The 17,760-nt window shown below is 56.4% G+C and carries 16 protein-coding genes; 7 read left to right on the forward strand and 9 right to left on the reverse strand.

Translation table 11 applies throughout. From position 1 onward, the window contains the following. Positions 1-281 precede the first annotated feature (281 nt). The 4 genes from AC2LB6_RS04945 to AC2LB6_RS04960 all read right to left on the reverse strand — a co-directional run bounded on the left by AC2LB6_RS04945 (position 282) and on the right by AC2LB6_RS04960 (position 3,832). Entirely contained in the window at positions 282-1,307 is a 1,026-nt protein-coding gene (locus AC2LB6_RS04945) for a LacI family DNA-binding transcriptional regulator (RefSeq protein WP_490092673.1), read from the reverse strand. A 65-nt stretch (positions 1,308-1,372) separates the two neighbouring features. After that, on the reverse strand, positions 1,373-2,356 hold the full coding sequence (locus tag AC2LB6_RS04950; RefSeq protein WP_490092674.1) for a LacI family DNA-binding transcriptional regulator: 984 nt from the start codon (positions 2,354-2,356) through the stop codon (positions 1,373-1,375). A 136-nt stretch (positions 2,357-2,492) separates the two neighbouring features. After that, on the reverse strand, positions 2,493-3,155 hold the full coding sequence (locus AC2LB6_RS04955; protein ID WP_490092675.1) for an OmpA family lipoprotein: 663 nt from the start codon (positions 3,153-3,155) through the stop codon (positions 2,493-2,495). 110 nt (positions 3,156-3,265) lie between these two features. Further along, a complete protein-coding gene (locus tag AC2LB6_RS04960; RefSeq protein WP_490092676.1) occupies positions 3,266-3,832 on the reverse strand; it encodes a DNA-3-methyladenine glycosylase I in 567 nt (188 codons plus the stop codon). Between the two features lie 155 nt (positions 3,833-3,987). Between AC2LB6_RS04960 and AC2LB6_RS04965 the strand changes: the two genes are divergently transcribed. From AC2LB6_RS04965 to AC2LB6_RS04985, 5 genes are all read left to right on the forward strand, one after another. Continuing rightward, entirely contained in the window at positions 3,988-4,674 is a 687-nt protein-coding gene (locus tag AC2LB6_RS04965; RefSeq protein WP_490092677.1) for an autotransporter, read from the forward strand. Positions 4,675-4,749: 75 nt separating this feature from the next. Continuing rightward, positions 4,750-5,430, forward strand: coding sequence for a hypothetical protein (locus AC2LB6_RS04970; protein WP_490092678.1), 681 nt, complete (start codon positions 4,750-4,752; stop codon positions 5,428-5,430). A gap of 111 nt (positions 5,431-5,541) precedes the next feature. Continuing rightward, entirely contained in the window at positions 5,542-6,078 is a 537-nt protein-coding gene (gene dnaT, locus AC2LB6_RS04975; RefSeq protein ID WP_490092679.1) for a primosomal protein DnaT, read from the forward strand. Beyond that, entirely contained in the window at positions 6,078-6,818 is a 741-nt protein-coding gene (gene dnaC, locus AC2LB6_RS04980; protein WP_033734618.1) for a replicative helicase loader DnaC, read from the forward strand. The genes dnaT and dnaC overlap by 1 nt, the downstream gene beginning before the upstream one ends. Positions 6,819-7,003: 185 nt before the next feature. Then, a complete protein-coding gene (locus AC2LB6_RS04985) occupies positions 7,004-8,137 on the forward strand; it encodes an ROK family protein (RefSeq protein ID WP_490092706.1) in 1,134 nt (377 codons plus the stop codon). 59 nt (positions 8,138-8,196) lie between these two features. On the opposite strand, the gene xylR is transcribed toward AC2LB6_RS04985, so the two are convergent. The 4 genes from xylR to xylF form a co-directional block, all read right to left on the reverse strand. Then, on the reverse strand, positions 8,197-9,375 hold the full coding sequence (gene xylR, locus AC2LB6_RS04990; protein ID WP_490092680.1) for a D-xylose utilization transcriptional activator XylR: 1,179 nt from the start codon (positions 9,373-9,375) through the stop codon (positions 8,197-8,199). Positions 9,376-9,468: 93 nt separating this feature from the next. Next, positions 9,469-10,653 (reverse strand): xylose ABC transporter permease XylH, encoded by a 1,185-nt coding sequence (xylH, locus tag AC2LB6_RS04995; RefSeq protein ID WP_490092681.1) that lies wholly within the window; start codon positions 10,651-10,653, stop codon positions 9,469-9,471. After that, positions 10,646-12,166 carry a xylose ABC transporter ATP-binding protein gene (locus AC2LB6_RS05000; RefSeq protein ID WP_490092682.1) on the reverse strand — a complete coding sequence of 507 codons (1,521 nt, stop codon included), beginning with the start codon at positions 12,164-12,166 and terminating at the stop codon, positions 10,646-10,648. Before AC2LB6_RS05000 ends, xylH begins: the two co-directional genes overlap by 8 nt. A 28-nt stretch (positions 12,167-12,194) precedes the next feature. After that, a complete protein-coding gene (xylF, locus tag AC2LB6_RS05005) occupies positions 12,195-13,187 on the reverse strand; it encodes a D-xylose ABC transporter substrate-binding protein (RefSeq protein WP_490092683.1) in 993 nt (330 codons plus the stop codon). A gap of 344 nt (positions 13,188-13,531) precedes the next feature. On the opposite strand from xylF, the gene xylA reads away from it, so the two are divergent. Together xylA and xylB are read left to right on the forward strand one after the other, a co-directional pair. After that, positions 13,532-14,854, forward strand: a complete 1,323-nt coding sequence (gene xylA / locus AC2LB6_RS05010) for a xylose isomerase (RefSeq protein WP_490092684.1) — start codon at positions 13,532-13,534, stop codon at positions 14,852-14,854. A 17-nt stretch (positions 14,855-14,871) separates the two neighbouring features. Continuing rightward, positions 14,872-16,317, forward strand: coding sequence for a xylulokinase (xylB, locus tag AC2LB6_RS05015; protein ID WP_490092685.1), 1,446 nt, complete (start codon positions 14,872-14,874; stop codon positions 16,315-16,317). A gap of 117 nt (positions 16,318-16,434) precedes the next feature. Here xylB and AC2LB6_RS05020 read toward each other — a convergent pair whose 3' ends face one another. Next, on the reverse strand, positions 16,435-17,676 hold the full coding sequence (locus AC2LB6_RS05020) for an MFS transporter (protein WP_490092686.1): 1,242 nt from the start codon (positions 17,674-17,676) through the stop codon (positions 16,435-16,437). Between the last annotated feature and the right edge of the window lie 84 nt (positions 17,677-17,760).

Consider the following 17,760-nt stretch of genomic DNA (forward strand, 5'->3'; position numbering starts at 1 on the left):
AGATGGATTTTGCAAGCAGTGCTCATTATACCGAGCTGGATAACCGTAAATATGAGTATTTCACGCCTGATATCTAAAGGATATGAGCAGCAAAAGCAATGCCAGACTGAAGCTGAGTGTTGGCGATCGAAGCTAAATAAAGACATTGTATCGTTTTACAGTCTCCCTGAATTAGATCTGGTTGAGGTCGAAATTTACCGACGTGAGCATGAAGATTAAGTCTGACTTTATAAGATGGAAAGGCTCTTCTTGCGCTCCTGCAAGAAGAGAAGTCGTGGTAATTAAATCAGGCGCTGGCTGGAGCCACGCACGATCAGTTCGCCAGAGAAGACCTGCTCGGCAATGGGCAATTCGCTGCCCTCAATGCGCGCAATCAATCGCTCCAGTGCGCTGAAGCCAATCTGCCAGGTAGGTTGTTTCAGCGTGGTGATTCCGACACCGGCCAGCGCCGCCCACTCCAGTTCATCAAAACCGAGCAGGCCGATATCGCGGCCCCAGTGCAGGTTGAGTCGCTGCAGCGATCGCGCCACCTGCAGCGTCAGCGCGCCGTTGGCGACCATTACCGCGCAGCGTTTGCCGGTGTGACGCTCATGGAAGGCCAGCAGCGCCTGATCCAGCGCATCGGGCTGATGCAGCGCCACCTCGGTATTCTCATGCTCAACCTGCGGATACGCCGCCAGCAGCTGGCGGAAGGCGTGCAGACGCTCGCGACGTGTATTAACGCTGCCCAGCGGCTCACTCAGAAACAGCAGCGCGTCATAGCCATTGTCGACCAGATGGCGTGTGGCCGTTTCTGCAGCTTCGGCGTTGTTCAGGCCCACCACATCGCAAGGGAAATCAGGAATTTTACGGTCAATCAGCACCATCGGCAGCAGGGACTGTTGCAGATGGTTCAGCACCTCTTCACGCATCCCGACTGCGTTAACCACAATGCCCTCGACCTGATAGCTGCTCAGCAGTTGCAAATAATGCTGCTCAAGATCTACTTCGTTGTTGGTGTTACACATCAACAGCGTGAAGCCCTGTTCACGGCAGGCGGCTTCAATGCCGCTCATGACATCGACGGAATAGGGATTAGTGATATCGGCGATAATCAGCCCGATCAGGCGAGTACGTCCGCGCTTCAGGCCGCGCGCCATCTGGCTCGGACGATAGCTGAGATCAGCAATGGCCTGTTCAATCCGCGCTTTTAAACCGGCTGAGAGCAGATGCAGTTCACCATTGAGATAACGTGAAACACTGGTTTTACCGGTTCGTGCCGCGTGAGCAACATCGCTGATGGTGGCGCGAGGCGGCCTGATTTTCATGAGATATCCTGCGAAATAAGAAACCTGGCAGAGACTAGCACAAGCAAAGCCCACCTCAAAAAGTGCTACGCCGGTAACTGCAGCCAGGGTTGCCACAGGGTCTGTAACGTTTCCGGCGGCGCGCCATTGATCAACTGCATCACCATTTCAGCAACCTGTTCACCGGCCTGATGCGGCGTCGCCTGGCGAATAGCGACAATGGGATGATCGAGAATCGCATCCCGCGGCAATCCCTCCCAGCCCGCCAGCAGAATGGCACCCTCGCCAGCAACGCGCCCCGCCTGTTGCAATGCAAGAGCGGCCCCTTCAGCCAGCACAGCGCAGTCGGTGATGATCACTTCCGGCGCAGGCGCTTCTGCCAGCCATTGGCGGGTCTGGTGATAGCCGGCACGGCGCGACGGCGTGACAGCCGCCATCGCATAAGGCGCAACGTCCCCCAGCGCCGTCAGATAACCCTGACGTCGGTCACGCACCCGCGTGCTGTTTTCATTGCTGCCGAGCCAGGCTATCCGCTGCCGTCCCTGCGCCAGCGACCAGCTCACCGCCAGCTGTGAACCGGCAAGGTGATCAACATCAAACCAGGCATAAGTGGATGGCAGATCGCTGCGGCCCAGCGCCAGAAAGCGAAAATTGGTCTGGAGCAGAGCGTGAAGCCGACTGTCTTCAGGTGTGGTGTGGCCAACAATCAGGGCATCAACGGCCCCACTGCGCAGCAGGCGTGTCAGAGTCGGCTGACTCTGCTGCTGCTTATCCGCCAGCAACAGCAGGTTAATTTCATAACGGGCAAGGTGATGATCCAGCGCCAGCAACATGTCGCTGAAGTCGCTGCCACTCAGAGGAGATGAATTGATCGGGTAGACAAGTCCCACCGCGTTAGCACGGCCGGTTTTAAGTCGCCGCGCCGCCGCATTTGGCCGGTAGCCACGCCGCTGCGCTTCCTCTTCGATGCGTTTACGCGTCTCGTGAGCGACATCCTGATAACCATTGAGGGCACGGCTGACTGTCGTCACGGAAAGACCTAAAACCGCAGCGATGGCTTTAAGAGACATGGGAGAGGAGTCCGTTGATCAATTTTTGATCAGCCTATCATAAAGCCTCTGCTGGCTCTATTAGCAGAAACATTACTGATACTTCTAGCGCGATGCTTTACAGAAAAAAGCGCCCCCCGGACGGGGGCGCCCGCGATTATCCCAGCGGGCTGAGCGTGATCTCAACACGACGATTTTGTGCTTTGCCTGCTTCGGTGCTGTTAGTGGCAACCGGGTTGTCCGGACCTGCACCCTGCGTACGCAGGCGGTCGCTGGCAACACCCTGCACGATCAACGCGCTGGCGACGCTTTCAGCACGCTGCTGTGACAGACGCATATTCAGCGCGCGGCTGCCGGTGCTGTCGGTGTAACCCACTACGTTTACAGCCGTTTTTGGATACTCTTTCAGCACCATTCCAACACCGGTCAGAGTGTTCGCGCCGGCAGGTTTCAGATTGCTGCTGCTGGAGTCAAAGGTGACATTGTTTGGCATATTCAGGACGATGTTATCGCCATTACGGGTCACGCTGACGCCAGTACCGCGCATTTTGTCGCGCAGTTTCGCTTCCTGAACATCCATGTAGTAGCCCACGCCACCGCCCAGTGCAGCACCGCCAGCGGCACCAATCAGCGCGCCTTTACGACGATCTTTCTTCGACGATGAGAGCACGCCGACACCGGCACCCACTAATGCACCCAGGCCCGCGCCCACGCCTGACTTACCCGCCTGAGATTCGCCGGTGTAAGGATTGGTAGTACAACCTGGCAGGGCCAGACTGCCGCTTAATAACAAGGTGATGGCGATTAATTTCTTCTGCATTTTTGTTCCCTTACATTCCACACACAGGGGAAAACCTTTCCCATAAGTGGCACGATTATGCCGCCTGATGGCTGCGGATGTAGTGAGGAAAAATCCTGATTTAACGGCAATTACGCCTTTTGATTGTCAGGATGGCAAAAACAGTTGCTCTGATGATCGTTTATCAGTCCGCAGGCCTGCATAAACGAGTAGCAAATTGTAGGACCGATGAATTTGAAACCACGCTGCCTGAGCGCCTTCGAGAGCGCAATAGCCTGCTCTGTGGTGGTGGGTGCCTGGCTGTAGTCGGGATAATGGTTTACGATTTGTGCGTTATCGACAAATTGCCAGACGAAGTGGCTGAAATCCTCGCCTTTCGCTTCCATCTCCAGATAAGCGCGGGCATTAGCGATAATGGCGGCGATTTTACCGGCGTGGCGGATAATGCCGCTGTTGAGCATCAGCGTGTCGATATCTGCAGCATCCATCAATGCTATGGCCTGCGGATCAAACTGGTGAAACGCCGCACGATAGTTTTCCCGCTTTTTCAGCACGGTGATCCAGGATAATCCCGCCTGCTGTCCTTCCAGACAGAGCATCTCAAACAGCGCGCGCTTGTCCCGCTGCGCCACTCCCCATTCCCTGTCGTGATAAGCCAGATAGAGGGGATCCTGCGTTACCCAACCACATCGTTGCATCGCTCTGTTCCTTAAATATCGAGAATATTTTAGCGGTCCGCTTGATCTTAGAATTAATGGGTTGATAGTTAAACGATCACCGGTTAAATAACAGAGACGGGCCGAAAAGTTAATTCAGACGCCGGATAATAACTTCAGTTTTGCCCGGAGAAGCGATGTTGCCGAGAAGCGGTTGGAAAGGTCTGTGGACCTGCTGTGCTGTATGCCTTTTAATCTTTACGCAACCGACTTTTGCCCGCGGTGGCGCCTCTGCGCCTCAACATCCTGAGTTTCTTCCCGACTACGACACGATCCTGGCGGAGAAGATCGCCCTGACCCCACTCGCCTTCAGCGATGAGAGCCGCGCCCTGTTTGAAGCCGCCATCAATTCGCCTACCGCATCCCCCATTGCCCTGCACAGTGAAACCGGCAGCGTAGGCACTACGCCGCTGGGAAAACGCTATCGGGCTGGCGTTGACCTGCCCATTGCCCCTTCATTGACCACCGGACCCGTGGCACAGTATGCAGTCGATCCGCAGCAGATGAACTGTCTGCAATGTGACTACAGCGATCAGCAGAGCCGGGAGCAGAGCGCCAGCGTCGGCTGGCGCATTGATTCGCAACAGGGATGGATATCGCCCTGGGCGCAGCTGAGTTATCACTATCTGATGGCAGATTCGCCGCAGAATCCCCGGCATGAAACGACGAACGGCACCGATCAATCCAACGGCATTGATGTGAGCATCGGTGCACAGATGCCGTTGAACAATAATCTGGCGGCTTTTGCTTCATTTTCACAAAGCGAAGCGCTGAATAATCAGGATCAGCAACTTTATACCTTTGGCTTCAGCGCCAGTTTCTAACTGGGGCATCAAATGAGAAAGGATGTTGCGCGCTTGAAATATAATGAGTCCGCTAATCATTATACTGGTAACACTATGCGCAACGATTTGACAATTATTGGCCGCGAAATCGCGGTCTTCATTCTGGCAGCCCTGGTTCTCGCTTTGACTATCGTCCCTGTCTACATTGATGTGGCCTGGATGAACGACGCACTCCACGAAACCTCTTTTACTGAAACCACCCAGGAATGCATGCTGGCGATGATCGCCGCCCTGTTTTTCATTGCGGCTCAACGCCGTCCGGCTCAGCGCGGTGCGCTGACCTTAGTGGCTGGCTTTTACAGCTGCATGCTGATACGCGAGCTCGACTTCGTGTTTGATACCATCCAGCACGGTAGCTGGGTCTGGTTTGCACTGGCGGTCACGGCGGGTTCGCTGGCCGTTGCGCTGCGAACACCGAAGAAAACCCTGCATGCGCTGGCTAACCTGCTGCAACACCGAAGCTGGCCGGTGATGGCCTCCGGCTTTTTAGTGGTGCTGGTCTTCTCCCGACTATTTGGTGTTCATGCGCTGTGGCAGCATCTGATGCTGGGGGACTACAACCGCGTGGTGAAAAACATGGCCGAAGAGGGCACCGAGCTTTTGGGATACAGCCTCTGCTGGCTCGCTTCGCTGCGCTATTTATGGCAGACCCGTCCAGCCGCTGCCGCTGTCAGCGTGCGCGCCACCGAGTCAGCACCGGCCCGCCACAACGCCTCTCCGGTCACATCGCACTGATCTGCACTCTTGCTTTTTAAGCGATCCGCACCCTTAAAACAGGTACAATAAACACTTCTGCGTCGGCGACGGGTTCCCGACGCAAGGTGTTCGTTAACCTCAGGTCTTTTCATGTCAGCTAAAATCTTAACTTCAACGCTCATTGGCCTGGATGCCTTCCGACAGGATCCGCTGACTGCCCTGCAGCAGGCGGAAAAGGGCACGCTGGCGGTGTTAGATAATTATGCGCCGGTGATGTACGCCATTACACCTAAGCGTCTGGCTGAGTTGCTGGCGCTGGAAGCCGCCACCCGGCAGCCAAATGATGTGGCGCTGGATGACAGCCTGTATGACGACGCGCCCGCCGCGATCCACACGCCGGCAGGCAAGTTCGCCATGTATCAGGGCTGGCAGCCGGACGCCGACTTTACGCGTCAGGCCGCCATCTGGGGCGTGGCGCTGAGTGAACCGGTGACGTCCAGCGAGCTGGCGGCCTTTGTGGCCTACTGGCAAGCGGAAGGCCGGATGTTCCATCATGTGCAGTGGCAACAGAAGCTGGCGCGCAGCATTCAGATGAACCGCGCCGCAAACGGCGGGCAACCGAAGCGTGATATCACGCAGTTGCCTGATCCTGACCGTACCATTCCCGATGGTTTCCGAGGTGAATGATGAAAACGCCAGATGATCTCTTTAACCGTCTGAAAAGAATGATGCCTGCGGGCACCCGTCCAAAATTTGCCAATGGCGAAGAGCTGCTGGCGTGGAATCAGGAGCAGGGTCGCCTGCGTTCAGAGGCGATTGTGCGTGAGAACCGCGCAATGAAAATGCAGCGCGTGATGGGCCGTTCCGGCATTCGCGAGCTGCACATGAACTGCTCATTTGATAATTACCGGGTAGAGAACGAGGGACAGCGCAAAGCGCTTGAGCTGGCACGTCAGTACGCTGCCGAGTTTGATGGCAGCATCGCCAGCTTTGTTTTTTCAGGCCGTCCTGGCACCGGTAAAAACCATCTGGCCGCCGCGATTGGCAATGACCTGATCCTGCGCGGTAAAAGCGTGCTGATCGTGACGGTCGCCGATCTGATGTCGAGCATGAAGGGCACTTTCAGCGGCAGCAGCGGCATTACCGAAGAGCGACTGATTCAGGACCTCAGCAGCGTTGATCTGCTGGTGATTGATGAGATCGGTATGCAGAGCGAATCACGCTACGAAAAAGTGATCATCAACCAGATTGTCGATCGCCGTTCTTCGTCAAAACGCCCGACCGGCATGTTATCCAACCTCGACCATGCGGGCATGAATGCGCTGCTGGGCGAACGCGTCATGGACCGTATGCGCCTCGGCAACAGCCTGTGGGTGCGTTTCGACTGGGAAAGCTATCGCAGTCGGGTGCGCGGCGACGAATACTAATCCCGCGCCAGCGGGCGCACGGCTTGCTGTAGCGAACCGGCAGAAAAAAAGACGTTAAAACCGATCGCAGTCACGATCTCAGCCACAGGCGATCCGGTTGTGTGAAACAGCACGCAAAGTGCGGGATGAAGAATCCGCATGGGCTGATACACTCAATTCTTACTCCTCTGTTGAGTGAACCCGTGATGAAAACAAACGGCAAAGGCCCTGCACTACTGCGAATGAATAACCAGAAACGGGTGATGACTCAGCTGCGTAAACTGCGCGTGACATCGCGTCAGGATCTGGCGGAGGCGCTGGTACTCAGTAAAAACACCGTCTCATTAATCATTGATGACCTGCTCGAACAGGGGCTGATAGAGGAGCTGGGGCCGGTTAGCGTGGCGGCCGCAGGACGGCCCAAAATCGGCATTACCCTGCGACCGGAAAAGCTCAAGAGCGCAGGCATCATGGTGGAACGTAACGTCATCCACTGGCGGGTCTGCGACTACTTTTCCCAGGTGCTGGCTGAAGCAACGCTGCGCACTGATACCAGTAACCCGACGCGACTGCTGGCTGAGCTGGCCATGCTGTGCCGGGAACTGATAGAGCACTATCCCGATTTGCTCGGCATTGGCCTGGGCTTCCCCGGCATCGTCGATCCCCGGCGCGGCTGGATGCACATTTCATTGCCGCTTGAATGGCAGGATGTTGACCTGCTGAGCGCACTACGCAAACACGTTCGTCTGCCCATTCGCATTATGAACAATGTTAAAGCCGCTGCGTTACTGGCTGTAGAGCAGCATGGATTATCGGTGGAGAGCGGTCACTTTTATCTGCGTATTTCCGAGGGGATTGGCGGCGCTCTGGTACAGCATGGCGAAGTGTTTACCGGGCACAGCTGGACGGCGGGTGAAGCGGGACATCTGGTTGTCCAGCCCGAAGGACCGCGTTGCAGCTGCGGCCGCCGGGGTTGCCTTGAAGTGCTGGTCAGCCAGCCTGCGGTTAAACAGCAACTGGCGCAGCGTCAACCGGGCCTGAGCTGGCAGAACCGCGACAGCGCGCCACGTGTAGTAGATGAGGTGATAGCGCAGGCGGGTGGCTATCTGGGTGCGGCGCTGAGTCAGATTATGCTGCTGCTCAATCCCGCCACCATCATCATTGATTGTCCGTGGAGCGTCAGTGAGGCCTTCTGCAAAGCGGTGCGTGAGACCGCACACGGTAACGCGCTGGGCTTTACCGCCGCGCATACCCAGCTGCACTTCCCGGAAAACCGGATTGACCCGGCTAACGGGCTGGCGCTGGCAGTGCTGGAGCAGAGTGAGCAGAGGATAATCTAGCAGCGCAGGCCGCACGGTTTTCATACGGTCTCACTTCACGCCAGACTCAACCTGTTCCCCTACAACAAATTCTCCCCAAAATGCTGGCGATACTCTTTTGGTGTGGTGTCGTAGCTTTTGCGGAACACCGAATAGAAGTACTGCAGCGAAGGATAGCCGCACATCTGCGAGATCTCGTTGATGTTAAGCGATGAAGAAGCCAGCAGTTCCCGAGCTTTTTCCAGTTTTTCGCGGTGGATCATCGCATGAATGGTGTCGCCGGTCTCATCCCGAAAACGTTTTTCCAGATTAGATCGCGACAGCCCGACAGCATCCAGCACCTGCTCCACTTTAATCCCTTTACAGGCGTTAAAGCGGATGTAGTGCATCGCCTGAATCACCGCCGGATCGCGTAGCGAGCGGAAGTCGGTAGAGCGTCGGGCGATAACTTTTACCGGCGGCACCAGAATGCGCTGAAGCGGCAGGGGCTGGTTATCCAGCAGCCGATGCAGCAGTTTGGCTGCCTGATAACCCATCTGTCGTGAACCCTGCGCCACGGACGAGAGCGCCACGCGTGACAGATAGCGGGTCAGCTCCTCATTATCAATCCCGATCACCGTAAGCTTCTCCGGCACCGGTATTTTCAGATGCTCACAGGCTTGAAGCAGATGTCGCGCCCGCGAATCAGTCACAGCGATGATGCCGGTTTGCGGCGGCAGCGTCTGTAGCCAGTCGGCGAGTCGGTTCTGGGCGTGCTGCCAGTTTTCCGGCGCGGTTTCCATGCCCTGATAAACCACGCCCTGGTAACGTTCACGCCCCACCAGCTGGCGGAACGCCTGTTCCCGCTCCTGCGCCCAGCGCTTGCCGCTGGAAGCGGGTAAACCATAAAAAGCAAAGCGGTTGATGCCCTTCTCTTTAAGGTGCAGAAAGGCTTTCTCCACCAGCGCGGCGTTGTCAGTGGCGATGTAATGCACCGGAGGATAATCTTCCTGCCGATGGTAAGAGCCGCCAACGCCGACAATCGGGACAGAAACATTCGACAGCAGGGTTTCGATAGAGCGATCGTCGTAATCGGCGATCACCCCATCGCCCAGCCACTCGCGGATGTTGTCGATGCGGCAGCGGAAATCTTCTTCAATGAAGATATCCCAGTCAGTCTGCGACGCCTGTAAATACTCACCGACGCCCTCCACAACCTGACGGTCATACACTTTGTTGGCGTTAAACAACAGCGTAATGCGATAACGTTTATCATGCATGGTGGTGCGTTCCCTTAAATCCTCAGCGCATTGCATAACACGGCTGAAAGGGGCAAAAAAATTGTTTGCGCCACAATGTGATCGCCCACGCGATTACACCCGACGCCGCGTTGCGGTATCCATCCACACCGCCAGCAGCAGAATCGCGCCTTTGACGATGTACTGCCAGAAAGTCGGCACATCCATCATGCTCATGCCGTTATCCAGCGAGGCCATGATAAAGGCTCCCATTACCGCGCCCGCAACCGAACCCACGCCGCCCGCCAGGCTGGTGCCGCCAATTACGCAGGCGGCGATAGCATCGAGTTCCGCAATATTTCCCGCCGACGGCGAACCTGCACCCAGCCGCGAACTGAGGATCAGTCCGGCAATCGCTACCATCACGCCGTTGATGGCAAATACCGCCAGCTTGGTACGCGCCACGTTAATGCCAGACAGTCGGGCAGCGTCAATGTTGCCGCCGATAGCATAGATACGACGGCCAAATGCGGTCCGGGTTGCCATAAACATGCCCGCCAGCAACAGAACTGCCAGCAGTAACACCGGGGTCGGCACGCCGCGATAATCGTTGAGCAACCAGATGGCACCGAGCACTAAGATTGCGGTAATCGCCTGACGTCCCACGGTGCTGCTGGCAGCGCCCTGCGGCAGCCCGAGCTGCTGACGACGCAGGCGCAGTCGCCATTGCCACAGTGTAAACAGCGCCAGACCGGCAACGCCAAAGCCGAAACCGACGCCGCCGGGCAGATAACTCTGTCCAATCTGCGACATGCCCGGCGTGATCGGGGCAACCGTGGTGCCATCCGTAATCCCGACCAGAATGCCACGAAATGCCAGCATTCCCGCCAGCGTCACGATAAACGATGGCACTTTGCGGTACGCCACCCACCAGCCATTCCAGGTACCGAGCAGCAGCCCCATCACCAGCGTCACCACGATGGTCAGCGGCAGCGGCCAGCCGAGCCAGACGTCGAAAATCGCCGCCGCGCCACCCAGCAGGCCCATCATAGAACCCACTGACAGATCGATCTCCGCCGAGATAATCACGAACACCATGCCGACCGCCAGAATGCCGGTGATGGCGGTCTGGCGCAGCAGGTTGGAGACGTTACGCGCGCTGAGCCACGAGCCGTCGGTGGTCCAGGTAAAGAACAGCGCAATCAGCACTATCGCGCCCAGCATCACCAGAACCTGCAGATTAGGCAGCGTGAACCTGCCCGGTGACGGTTTGCCCGGCGTGCCGGAGAGGCGGCTTTGGGTACTTTCACTTTTAAGCATAATGTTCACTCCGCAGGGCAGCTTCCATCACCTGCTCCTGAGTCAGGTTATCGTTAATCAAATCAGCTTTGATCTGCCCTTCATGCATCACCAGCACCCGATCGCTCAGGCCCAGCACTTCCGGCAGCTCAGATGAAATCACAATCACCGCGATACCCTGCTGAACCAGCGCATTGATCAGCAGGTAGATCTCCTGACGGGCGCCCACATCGATGCCGCGTGTCGGTTCATCCAGGATCAGGATTTTTGGATTGAGCAGCAGACACTTCGCCAGGATCGCTTTCTGCTGGTTGCCGCCGCTTAAGCGGCCAATTGGCAGCTCCGATGAGGAGGTTTTCACCCGCAGTCGGCTAATTGCGTCGTTGATCGCCTGCTGCTCCTGCGCTTCATCCAGCGTAGAGAGTCGGTGGCTGAATTGGTCCAGCGCCGCCAGGGTAATGTTTTTGCCCACCGCCATCAGCGGCACGATGCCATCCTTTTTGCGATCTTCCGGCACCATAGCAATGCCGTGCGCAATGGCGGCGCGACAATCGGTAATATTGACCTGTTTTTCATTGATCCAGATATCGCCCTGCCAGCGTCCTGGCCAGACGCCAAACAGACACTGCACCGTTTCGGTCCTGCCTGCGCCCACCAGCCCGGCAATGCCAAGGATTTCACCGCGTCTGAGCGTGAATGAGACATTGTTGACGCGGCGGATGTGGCGGTTAACCGGATGCCAGGCGGTGAGGTTCTCCACTTTGAGTATCACATCGCCAATCTGATGCGGCGCGTGGGGATAAAGCGCGGTCAGCTCGCGTCCTACCATCATGGTGATGATGTCATCTTCGCTCAGGCCCGCCGCCGGACGGGTCGCAATATGCTGGCCGTCACGGATCACGCAGATGGTGTCAGAGATCGCCTTAACCTCATTCAGCTTGTGCGAGATGTAGATGCAGGCGATACCGTGTTCACGCAGATTACGGATGATGCCAAGCAGCACATCCGTCTCCTGCTCCGTCAGGGAAGAGGTCGGCTCATCCAGAATCAGCAGCCGGACCTGTTTGTTAAGGGCGCGGGCAATCTCCACCAGCTGCTGCTGGCCCAGGCCTAACTCACCCACGCGGGTTGCGGGAGAGACATTCAGCCCGACCCGCGCCAGCAGTTGCTGGCAGCGCAGGGTCATGGTTTCATCATCCACCATGCCGAAACGGCTCAGTTCGGCACCGAGGAAGATGTTCTCCATCACCGTCAGTTGCCGCACCAGCGCCAGCTCCTGATGGATAATAACAATGCCTTTACGCTCAGTATCGCGAATGGTCTGCGCCTGAATGTCGTCGCCAGAGAAGTGAATCTGCCCCTCAAAATCGCCGTGCGGATAGAGTCCGCACAGGATTTTCATCAGCGTCGATTTGCCCGATCCATTCTCACCGCACAGCGACATCACTTCGCCCGCCTCAAGTTGCAGGCTGACATCATTCAGCGCCTTCACAGCACCGAAACGCTTGGTGATGTTTTTCATTTCCAGCAGCATCGACTGTTCTCCCTCACGCTATGCGCGGTCAGAGTTCGCTCTGTTTGTGGAAACCGTCTTTCACCACGGTGCTTTCGATATTGTCTTTGTTGACCGGAATCGGCTTCAGCAGTCGGGACGGCACATCTTTCAGGCCATTATTCAGTTTGCTGTTGCTGGCAGGCATTTTGCCATCGCCAAGCTCAACCGCAATTTTCGCCGCTTCAGTGGCCAGCTCGGTGATCGGTTTGTAAACCGTCATGGTCTGCGTGCCCGCTTTGATACGTTTAATCGCGGCCAGATCGGCATCCTGTCCGGAGATCGCCACTTTTCCGGCCAGCCCCTGCGCGCTCAGTGCCTGAATCGCGCCGCCTGCGGTGGCATCGTTAGAGGCTACGACTGCATCGATATGGTTACTGTTAGCAGTCAGCGCGTTTTCCATAATTTTCAGGGCATTTTCTGGCAGCCAGGCGTCGACCCACTGATCGCCGACAATTTTAATGCTGCCATTATCGATATAAGGTTTTAGCACTTTCATCTGTCCGGCGCGGAACAGGCGGGCATTATTATCCACAGGCGATCCGCCCATTAAAAAATAGTTGCCCTTAGGCACCTGTTTCACAATGCTTTCAGCCTGCAACTCGCCCACTTTTTCATTATCGAAAGAGATATAAAAATCGATATCAGCGTTATTTATCATTCTGTCATAGGCCAGTACTTTAATGCCTTCCCGTTTTGCTTCAGCGACAACGTTACTCAATACCTGACCGTTGTAGGGAATAATCACCAGCACATCGACACCGCGGTTGATCATATTTTCAATCTGCGACATCTGGGTCTCTTCGTTGCCGTTTGCAGACTGAACAAACACTTTAGCGCCCAGCGTTTCCGCCTGTTTAACGAAAATATCGCGGTCTTTCTGCCAGCGCTCGAGGCGCAAATCGTCAATCGCCATGCCGATCTTCACTTCTTTTGCCACGCTGGTCTGGCTGAACAGCGCCAGCGCTGCGCAGGCGGCTAACAGTGCATGTTTCATCTTCATTGGGATTATCCTGTAGGTTGAGGCTATTGTCGTTTCAGGCCTATAAACCAGGCGGATGAATTGTTGCCCTTCTTTTCCGGTTACAGCAATTACTGATTTTTATCCGGCTATTACGTTTTTTGGTTTATTTCATTTTTTATGAGCGCGATCGAGGTTTCATCTTTTTAGGACAAGAGAGTGATAATGATAAATGACCCTGCAAATAACATTATTTTGCGAGCCAGCGCACAAATAATAATTATCGGATACCCGGAATGAAATATCGTAATTGAGATGACGCAGCAGCCCATATTGAATATTGCTTCAACGCAGACCATTCGGGTACTGATGCTAAGGAGCAAACCATGCACGCTTATTTCGATCAGATCGATCGGGTTCGTTATGAAGGCACCCAGTCGACTCATCCTCTCGCTTTCCGCCACTACAACCCTGATGAGGTGATCCTCGGCAAGACCATGGCGGAACATCTGCGCTTTGCTGCCTGTTACTGGCACACCTTCTGCTGGAATGGCGCGGATATGTTTGGTGTCGGCGCTTTTGATCGTCCGTGGCAGAAAAGCGGGGATGCGCTGCAGCAGGCAAAACTGAAAGCGGATGTGGCCTTTGAGTTTTTCCACAAGCTGAATGTGCCGTGGTACTGCTTCCATGACGTTGATGTCTCACCAGAAGGCGATTCGCTACACAGCTACAAAGAAAACTTAGCCGCCATGACTGATAAACTGCTGGAGAAACAGCAGGAAACTGGCGTGAAACTGCTGTGGGGCACGGCCAACTGCTTCACTCATCCGCGCTACGGTGCTGGCGCTGCGACCAATCCCAATCCGGAAGTCTTTGCCTGGGCAGCGACGCAGGTGTGCAGCGCAATGCAGGCGACCAAAACCCTGGGCGGCGAAAACTATGTGTTGTGGGGCGGACGCGAAGGTTATGAAACCCTGCTGAACACCGATCTGCGCCAGGAGCGCGAGCAGATTGGCCGCTTTATGCAGATGGTGGTCGAACACAAACACAAAATTGGCTTCCAGGGAACGCTGCTGATCGAACCGAAACCGCAGGAGCCGACCAAACATCAGTATGACTATGATGTCGCGACAGTTTATGGCTTCCTGAAACAGTTCGGTCTGGAGAAAGAGGTCAAGGTTAACGTTGAGGCGAACCACGCCACGCTGGCTGGTCACTCTTTCCATCATGAAATAGCGACGGCCATTGCACTGGGTATTTTCGGTTCCGTGGATGCCAACCGCGGCGATCCGCAGTGCGGCTGGGATACCGATCAGTTCCCGGTCAGCGTGGAAGAGAATGCGCTGGTAATGTACGAAATCCTCAAGGCAGGCGGCTTTACCACCGGCGGCTTAAACTTTGATGCCAAAGTGCGTCGTCAGAGCACGGATAAATATGATCTCTTCTACGGTCACATTGGCGCGATGGACACCATGGCGCTGGCGCTGAAAGTAGCGGCTCGCATGATCAGTGATGGTGAACTCGATAAGCGTGTGGCACAGCGCTACAGCGGCTGGAATGGTGAGTTCGGCCAGCAAATTTTGAAAGGTGAGTTTTCACTGGAAGCCCTTGCGGCGCATGCTCAGCAGCAGCAGCTCAATCCGAAGCATCAGAGCGGACGTCAGGAGCAGCTGGAAAATCTGGTGAATCACTACCTGTTTGATTTCTAACCCTTCAGGAGCAGAGCATGTTTATCGGGATCGATTTAGGGACCTCTGGCGTCAAAGTGGTGCTGATGGATGCACAGGGCAACGTGGTGGCGACAGAGACGTCGCCACTGCAGGTGTCGCGTCCACAGCCCTTGTGGAGCGAGCAGGATCCCGAAAGCTGGTGGCAGGCGCTGGATTTGACCATGCAGGCGCTGAGCGCGCAGCAGGACCTGCGCGCGGTGCAGGCCATCGGGCTGAGCGGACAGATGCATGGTGCGACGCTGCTCGACAGCGCTAACCAGGTATTACGTCCTGCCATGCTCTGGAATGACGGACGCAGCGAGGCGCAGTGCCGTGAGCTGGAACAGAAGGTGCCGGATTCACGTTCGATTACCGGCAACCTGATGATGCCCGGCTTTACGGCCCCCAAGCTGCTGTGGGTGCAGCAGCATGAACCGGCCATCTTCAGTCAGATTGCTCACGTGCTGTTGCCCAAGGATTATCTGCGCTGGCGATTGAGTGGTGACTTCGCCACCGATATGTCAGATGCCGCAGGCACAATGTGGCTGGATGTGGCGCAGCGCGACTGGAGCGATGTGATGCTGCAAGCCTGTGATCTCAGCCGCGATCAAATGCCGCAACTCTATGAAGGCAATGCCCTGACCGGCACTTTACATACCGAACTGGCCGCACGCTGGAAGATGAATGCGGTGCCGCTGGCCGCGGGTGGTGGCGACAATGCTGCGGGTGCGATTGGCGTTGGCATGACCGAACCAGGACAGGGAATGCTCTCGCTGGGGACGTCGGGCGTCTATTTCGTGGTGAGCGACGGCTATCTCAGCAATCCGGAACGCGCGGTGCACAGTTTCTGTCATGCGTTACCGCAGCGCTGGCATCTGATGTCGGTGATGCTCAGCGCGGCCTCCTGTCTCGACTGGGCAGCAACGCTGACCGGTTGCAAAGATGTCCCTGAGCTGCTGGCTGAAGCGGATCGTGCGCGCGGCGATGACGTGCCCGGGTTATGGTTTATGCCCTATCTTTCCGGTGAACGCACGCCGCATAACAACCCCAATGCCCGGGGCGCTTTCTTTGGCTTTACCCACCAGCATGGCCGTCCCGAACTGGCGAGAGCGGTGCTGGAAGGCGTAGGGTTTGCGCTGGCGGAGGGCATGGACGTGCTGCATGACTGTGGCGTCCAGCCAGAGAGCATTATGCTGATCGGTGGCGGCGCACGCAGCGCGCTGTGGCGTCAGATGCTGGCGGATATCAGTGGCCAGACGCTGGATTATTGCCACGGCGGTGAGGTTGGTCCGGCACTGGGGGCCGCAAGGCTGGCGCAGCAGGCGTTGTATCCTGCAGTTACCGTGCCGACGCCGGTTCTGGTGCAGCGACATCAGCCGGATCCGGGCAGGCTGGCACATTACCAGTCGCGTCGCGAGACCTTCGCGAACCTGTACCAGCAGCTCCTGCCGCTGATGAAGTAAAGAGGACGGCAGGCAAAATTAACCGTTTTGCCTGCCGTTCTGCTTCACCGGTGACAACGATCACGCATCCGTAATCGCTGGGATCACACGCATCCCAGCGTCACTCTCAAAGCAGCATCAGCCAATGGCGCCCAGCGTATCTTCCTGACTCTGCTTCTTCGGCAGCAGGAACAGCGTCGCCGCAATATCCAGCAGATAAATCAGCGCCAGCAGGGTAATTGCTGCCGTGAATGAGAACTGGCTCGCCAGCAGACCAATCACTACCGGGCCAAAGCCGCCCACGCCACGACCCAGGTTGAACAGGACGTTTTGCGCGGTGGCACGCACTTGCGGCGGGAAGGTATCGGAAATCAGCGCACCGTAGCCGCCAATCATGCCGTTAACAAACATCCCCATGATCGCGCCGGTAAACAGCATGATATTCGGGTCGCGCAGCTGTGCATACACCACCACCATCACCACAGCGCCAAACTGATAGAGCAGGAAGATTTTCCAGCGCGCAAAGCGGTCGGCCAGCACGCCAAACAGCCAGATGCCAAAGGTCATCCCCACCACCGTTACTGCGGTCCAGAGGCCCGACTTCGTCAGGCTGAAGCCAAAGCTGGAAGAGAGGTAGCTCGGCATCCAGATCATCAGCCCGTAGTAACCGAAGTTCTGCACTGAACAGAGAATAAAAATACCGAGACTGGCTTTAGCGGTAGCGCGATCGCGCACCAGTAGCTTCAGGCGTGCCGGAAACGAGAGTGACGGCACATGTTTAACCTGCCGCTGATATGCCTCCGGTTCGCCCATCCCGCGACGAATGACGAACGAGACCAGCGCAGGCAACAAACCGACCAGAAACATGCCGCGCCAGCCGATGATATTCAGCAGCGGTGGCGTGATAAAGGCTGCCATCAGCACCCCCAGCTGCCAGCCGATACCGACCCAGGCTGATGCGCGATTACGCTTCTCTGCGGGCCAGGCTTCAGCAATTAGCGCCATGCCAATACCAAATTCACCACCCAGCCCCACACCCGCCAGCGTTCGCCAGGCGAGCAGATCCCAGTAGCCCTGCGCCACCGCGCACAGGCCGGTAAAAACCGAGAAGACCAGAATCGTGACGGTCAGCATGCGGATGCGGCCATAACGGTCGCTGAGATGACCAAAGACGATGCCACCGATGACTGCGCCAATCAGCGTCCAGGTCACCAGCGATCCCGCCTGTGATGGATTGAGCGCCAGCGAAACACTAATAGCCGGCAACATAAAGCCAAGTATCAGCAGGTCAAATCCATCCATGGCATAACCGCTGACCGCAGCCAGCATCGCTTTGCCCGGCGTTACACCCGGCTTAGATTGGGGAAAAGGGGACATCATTGCGCACCTCAGAGAGTAAAGTGCCGCAATTATAAAGAGAGTTCAGGATGTGACCAATTGAAAAGGCTTATCCCTGCGCCGATC

The sequence above is a fragment of the Pantoea sp. RCC30.1 genome, from assembly GCF_058148845.1.

What these genes read in the sequence shown, in the direction of transcription:
- AC2LB6_RS04945 (WP_490092673.1), bottom strand. Translation starts at nt 1,307, where the DNA reads ATGAAAATCAGGCCGCCTCGCGCCACCATCAGCGATGTTGCTCACGCG.
- AC2LB6_RS04950 (WP_490092674.1), bottom strand. Translation starts at nt 2,356, where the DNA reads ATGTCTCTTAAAGCCATCGCTGCGGTTTTAGGTCTTTCCGTGACGACA.
- AC2LB6_RS04955 (WP_490092675.1), bottom strand. Translation starts at nt 3,155, where the DNA reads ATGCAGAAGAAATTAATCGCCATCACCTTGTTATTAAGCGGCAGTCTG.
- AC2LB6_RS04960 (WP_490092676.1), bottom strand. Translation starts at nt 3,832, where the DNA reads ATGCAACGATGTGGTTGGGTAACGCAGGATCCCCTCTATCTGGCTTAT.
- AC2LB6_RS04965 (WP_490092677.1), top strand. Translation starts at nt 3,988, where the DNA reads ATGTTGCCGAGAAGCGGTTGGAAAGGTCTGTGGACCTGCTGTGCTGTA.
- AC2LB6_RS04970 (WP_490092678.1), top strand. Translation starts at nt 4,750, where the DNA reads ATGCGCAACGATTTGACAATTATTGGCCGCGAAATCGCGGTCTTCATT.
- dnaT (WP_490092679.1), top strand. Translation starts at nt 5,542, where the DNA reads ATGTCAGCTAAAATCTTAACTTCAACGCTCATTGGCCTGGATGCCTTC.
- dnaC (WP_033734618.1), top strand. Translation starts at nt 6,078, where the DNA reads ATGAAAACGCCAGATGATCTCTTTAACCGTCTGAAAAGAATGATGCCT.
- AC2LB6_RS04985 (WP_490092706.1), top strand. Translation starts at nt 7,004, where the DNA reads ATGAAAACAAACGGCAAAGGCCCTGCACTACTGCGAATGAATAACCAG.
- xylR (WP_490092680.1), bottom strand. Translation starts at nt 9,375, where the DNA reads ATGCATGATAAACGTTATCGCATTACGCTGTTGTTTAACGCCAACAAA.
- xylH (WP_490092681.1), bottom strand. Translation starts at nt 10,653, where the DNA reads ATGCTTAAAAGTGAAAGTACCCAAAGCCGCCTCTCCGGCACGCCGGGC.
- AC2LB6_RS05000 (WP_490092682.1), bottom strand. Translation starts at nt 12,166, where the DNA reads ATGCTGCTGGAAATGAAAAACATCACCAAGCGTTTCGGTGCTGTGAAG.
- xylF (WP_490092683.1), bottom strand. Translation starts at nt 13,187, where the DNA reads ATGAAGATGAAACATGCACTGTTAGCCGCCTGCGCAGCGCTGGCGCTG.
- xylA (WP_490092684.1), top strand. Translation starts at nt 13,532, where the DNA reads ATGCACGCTTATTTCGATCAGATCGATCGGGTTCGTTATGAAGGCACC.
- xylB (WP_490092685.1), top strand. Translation starts at nt 14,872, where the DNA reads ATGTTTATCGGGATCGATTTAGGGACCTCTGGCGTCAAAGTGGTGCTG.
- AC2LB6_RS05020 (WP_490092686.1), bottom strand. Translation starts at nt 17,676, where the DNA reads ATGATGTCCCCTTTTCCCCAATCTAAGCCGGGTGTAACGCCGGGCAAA.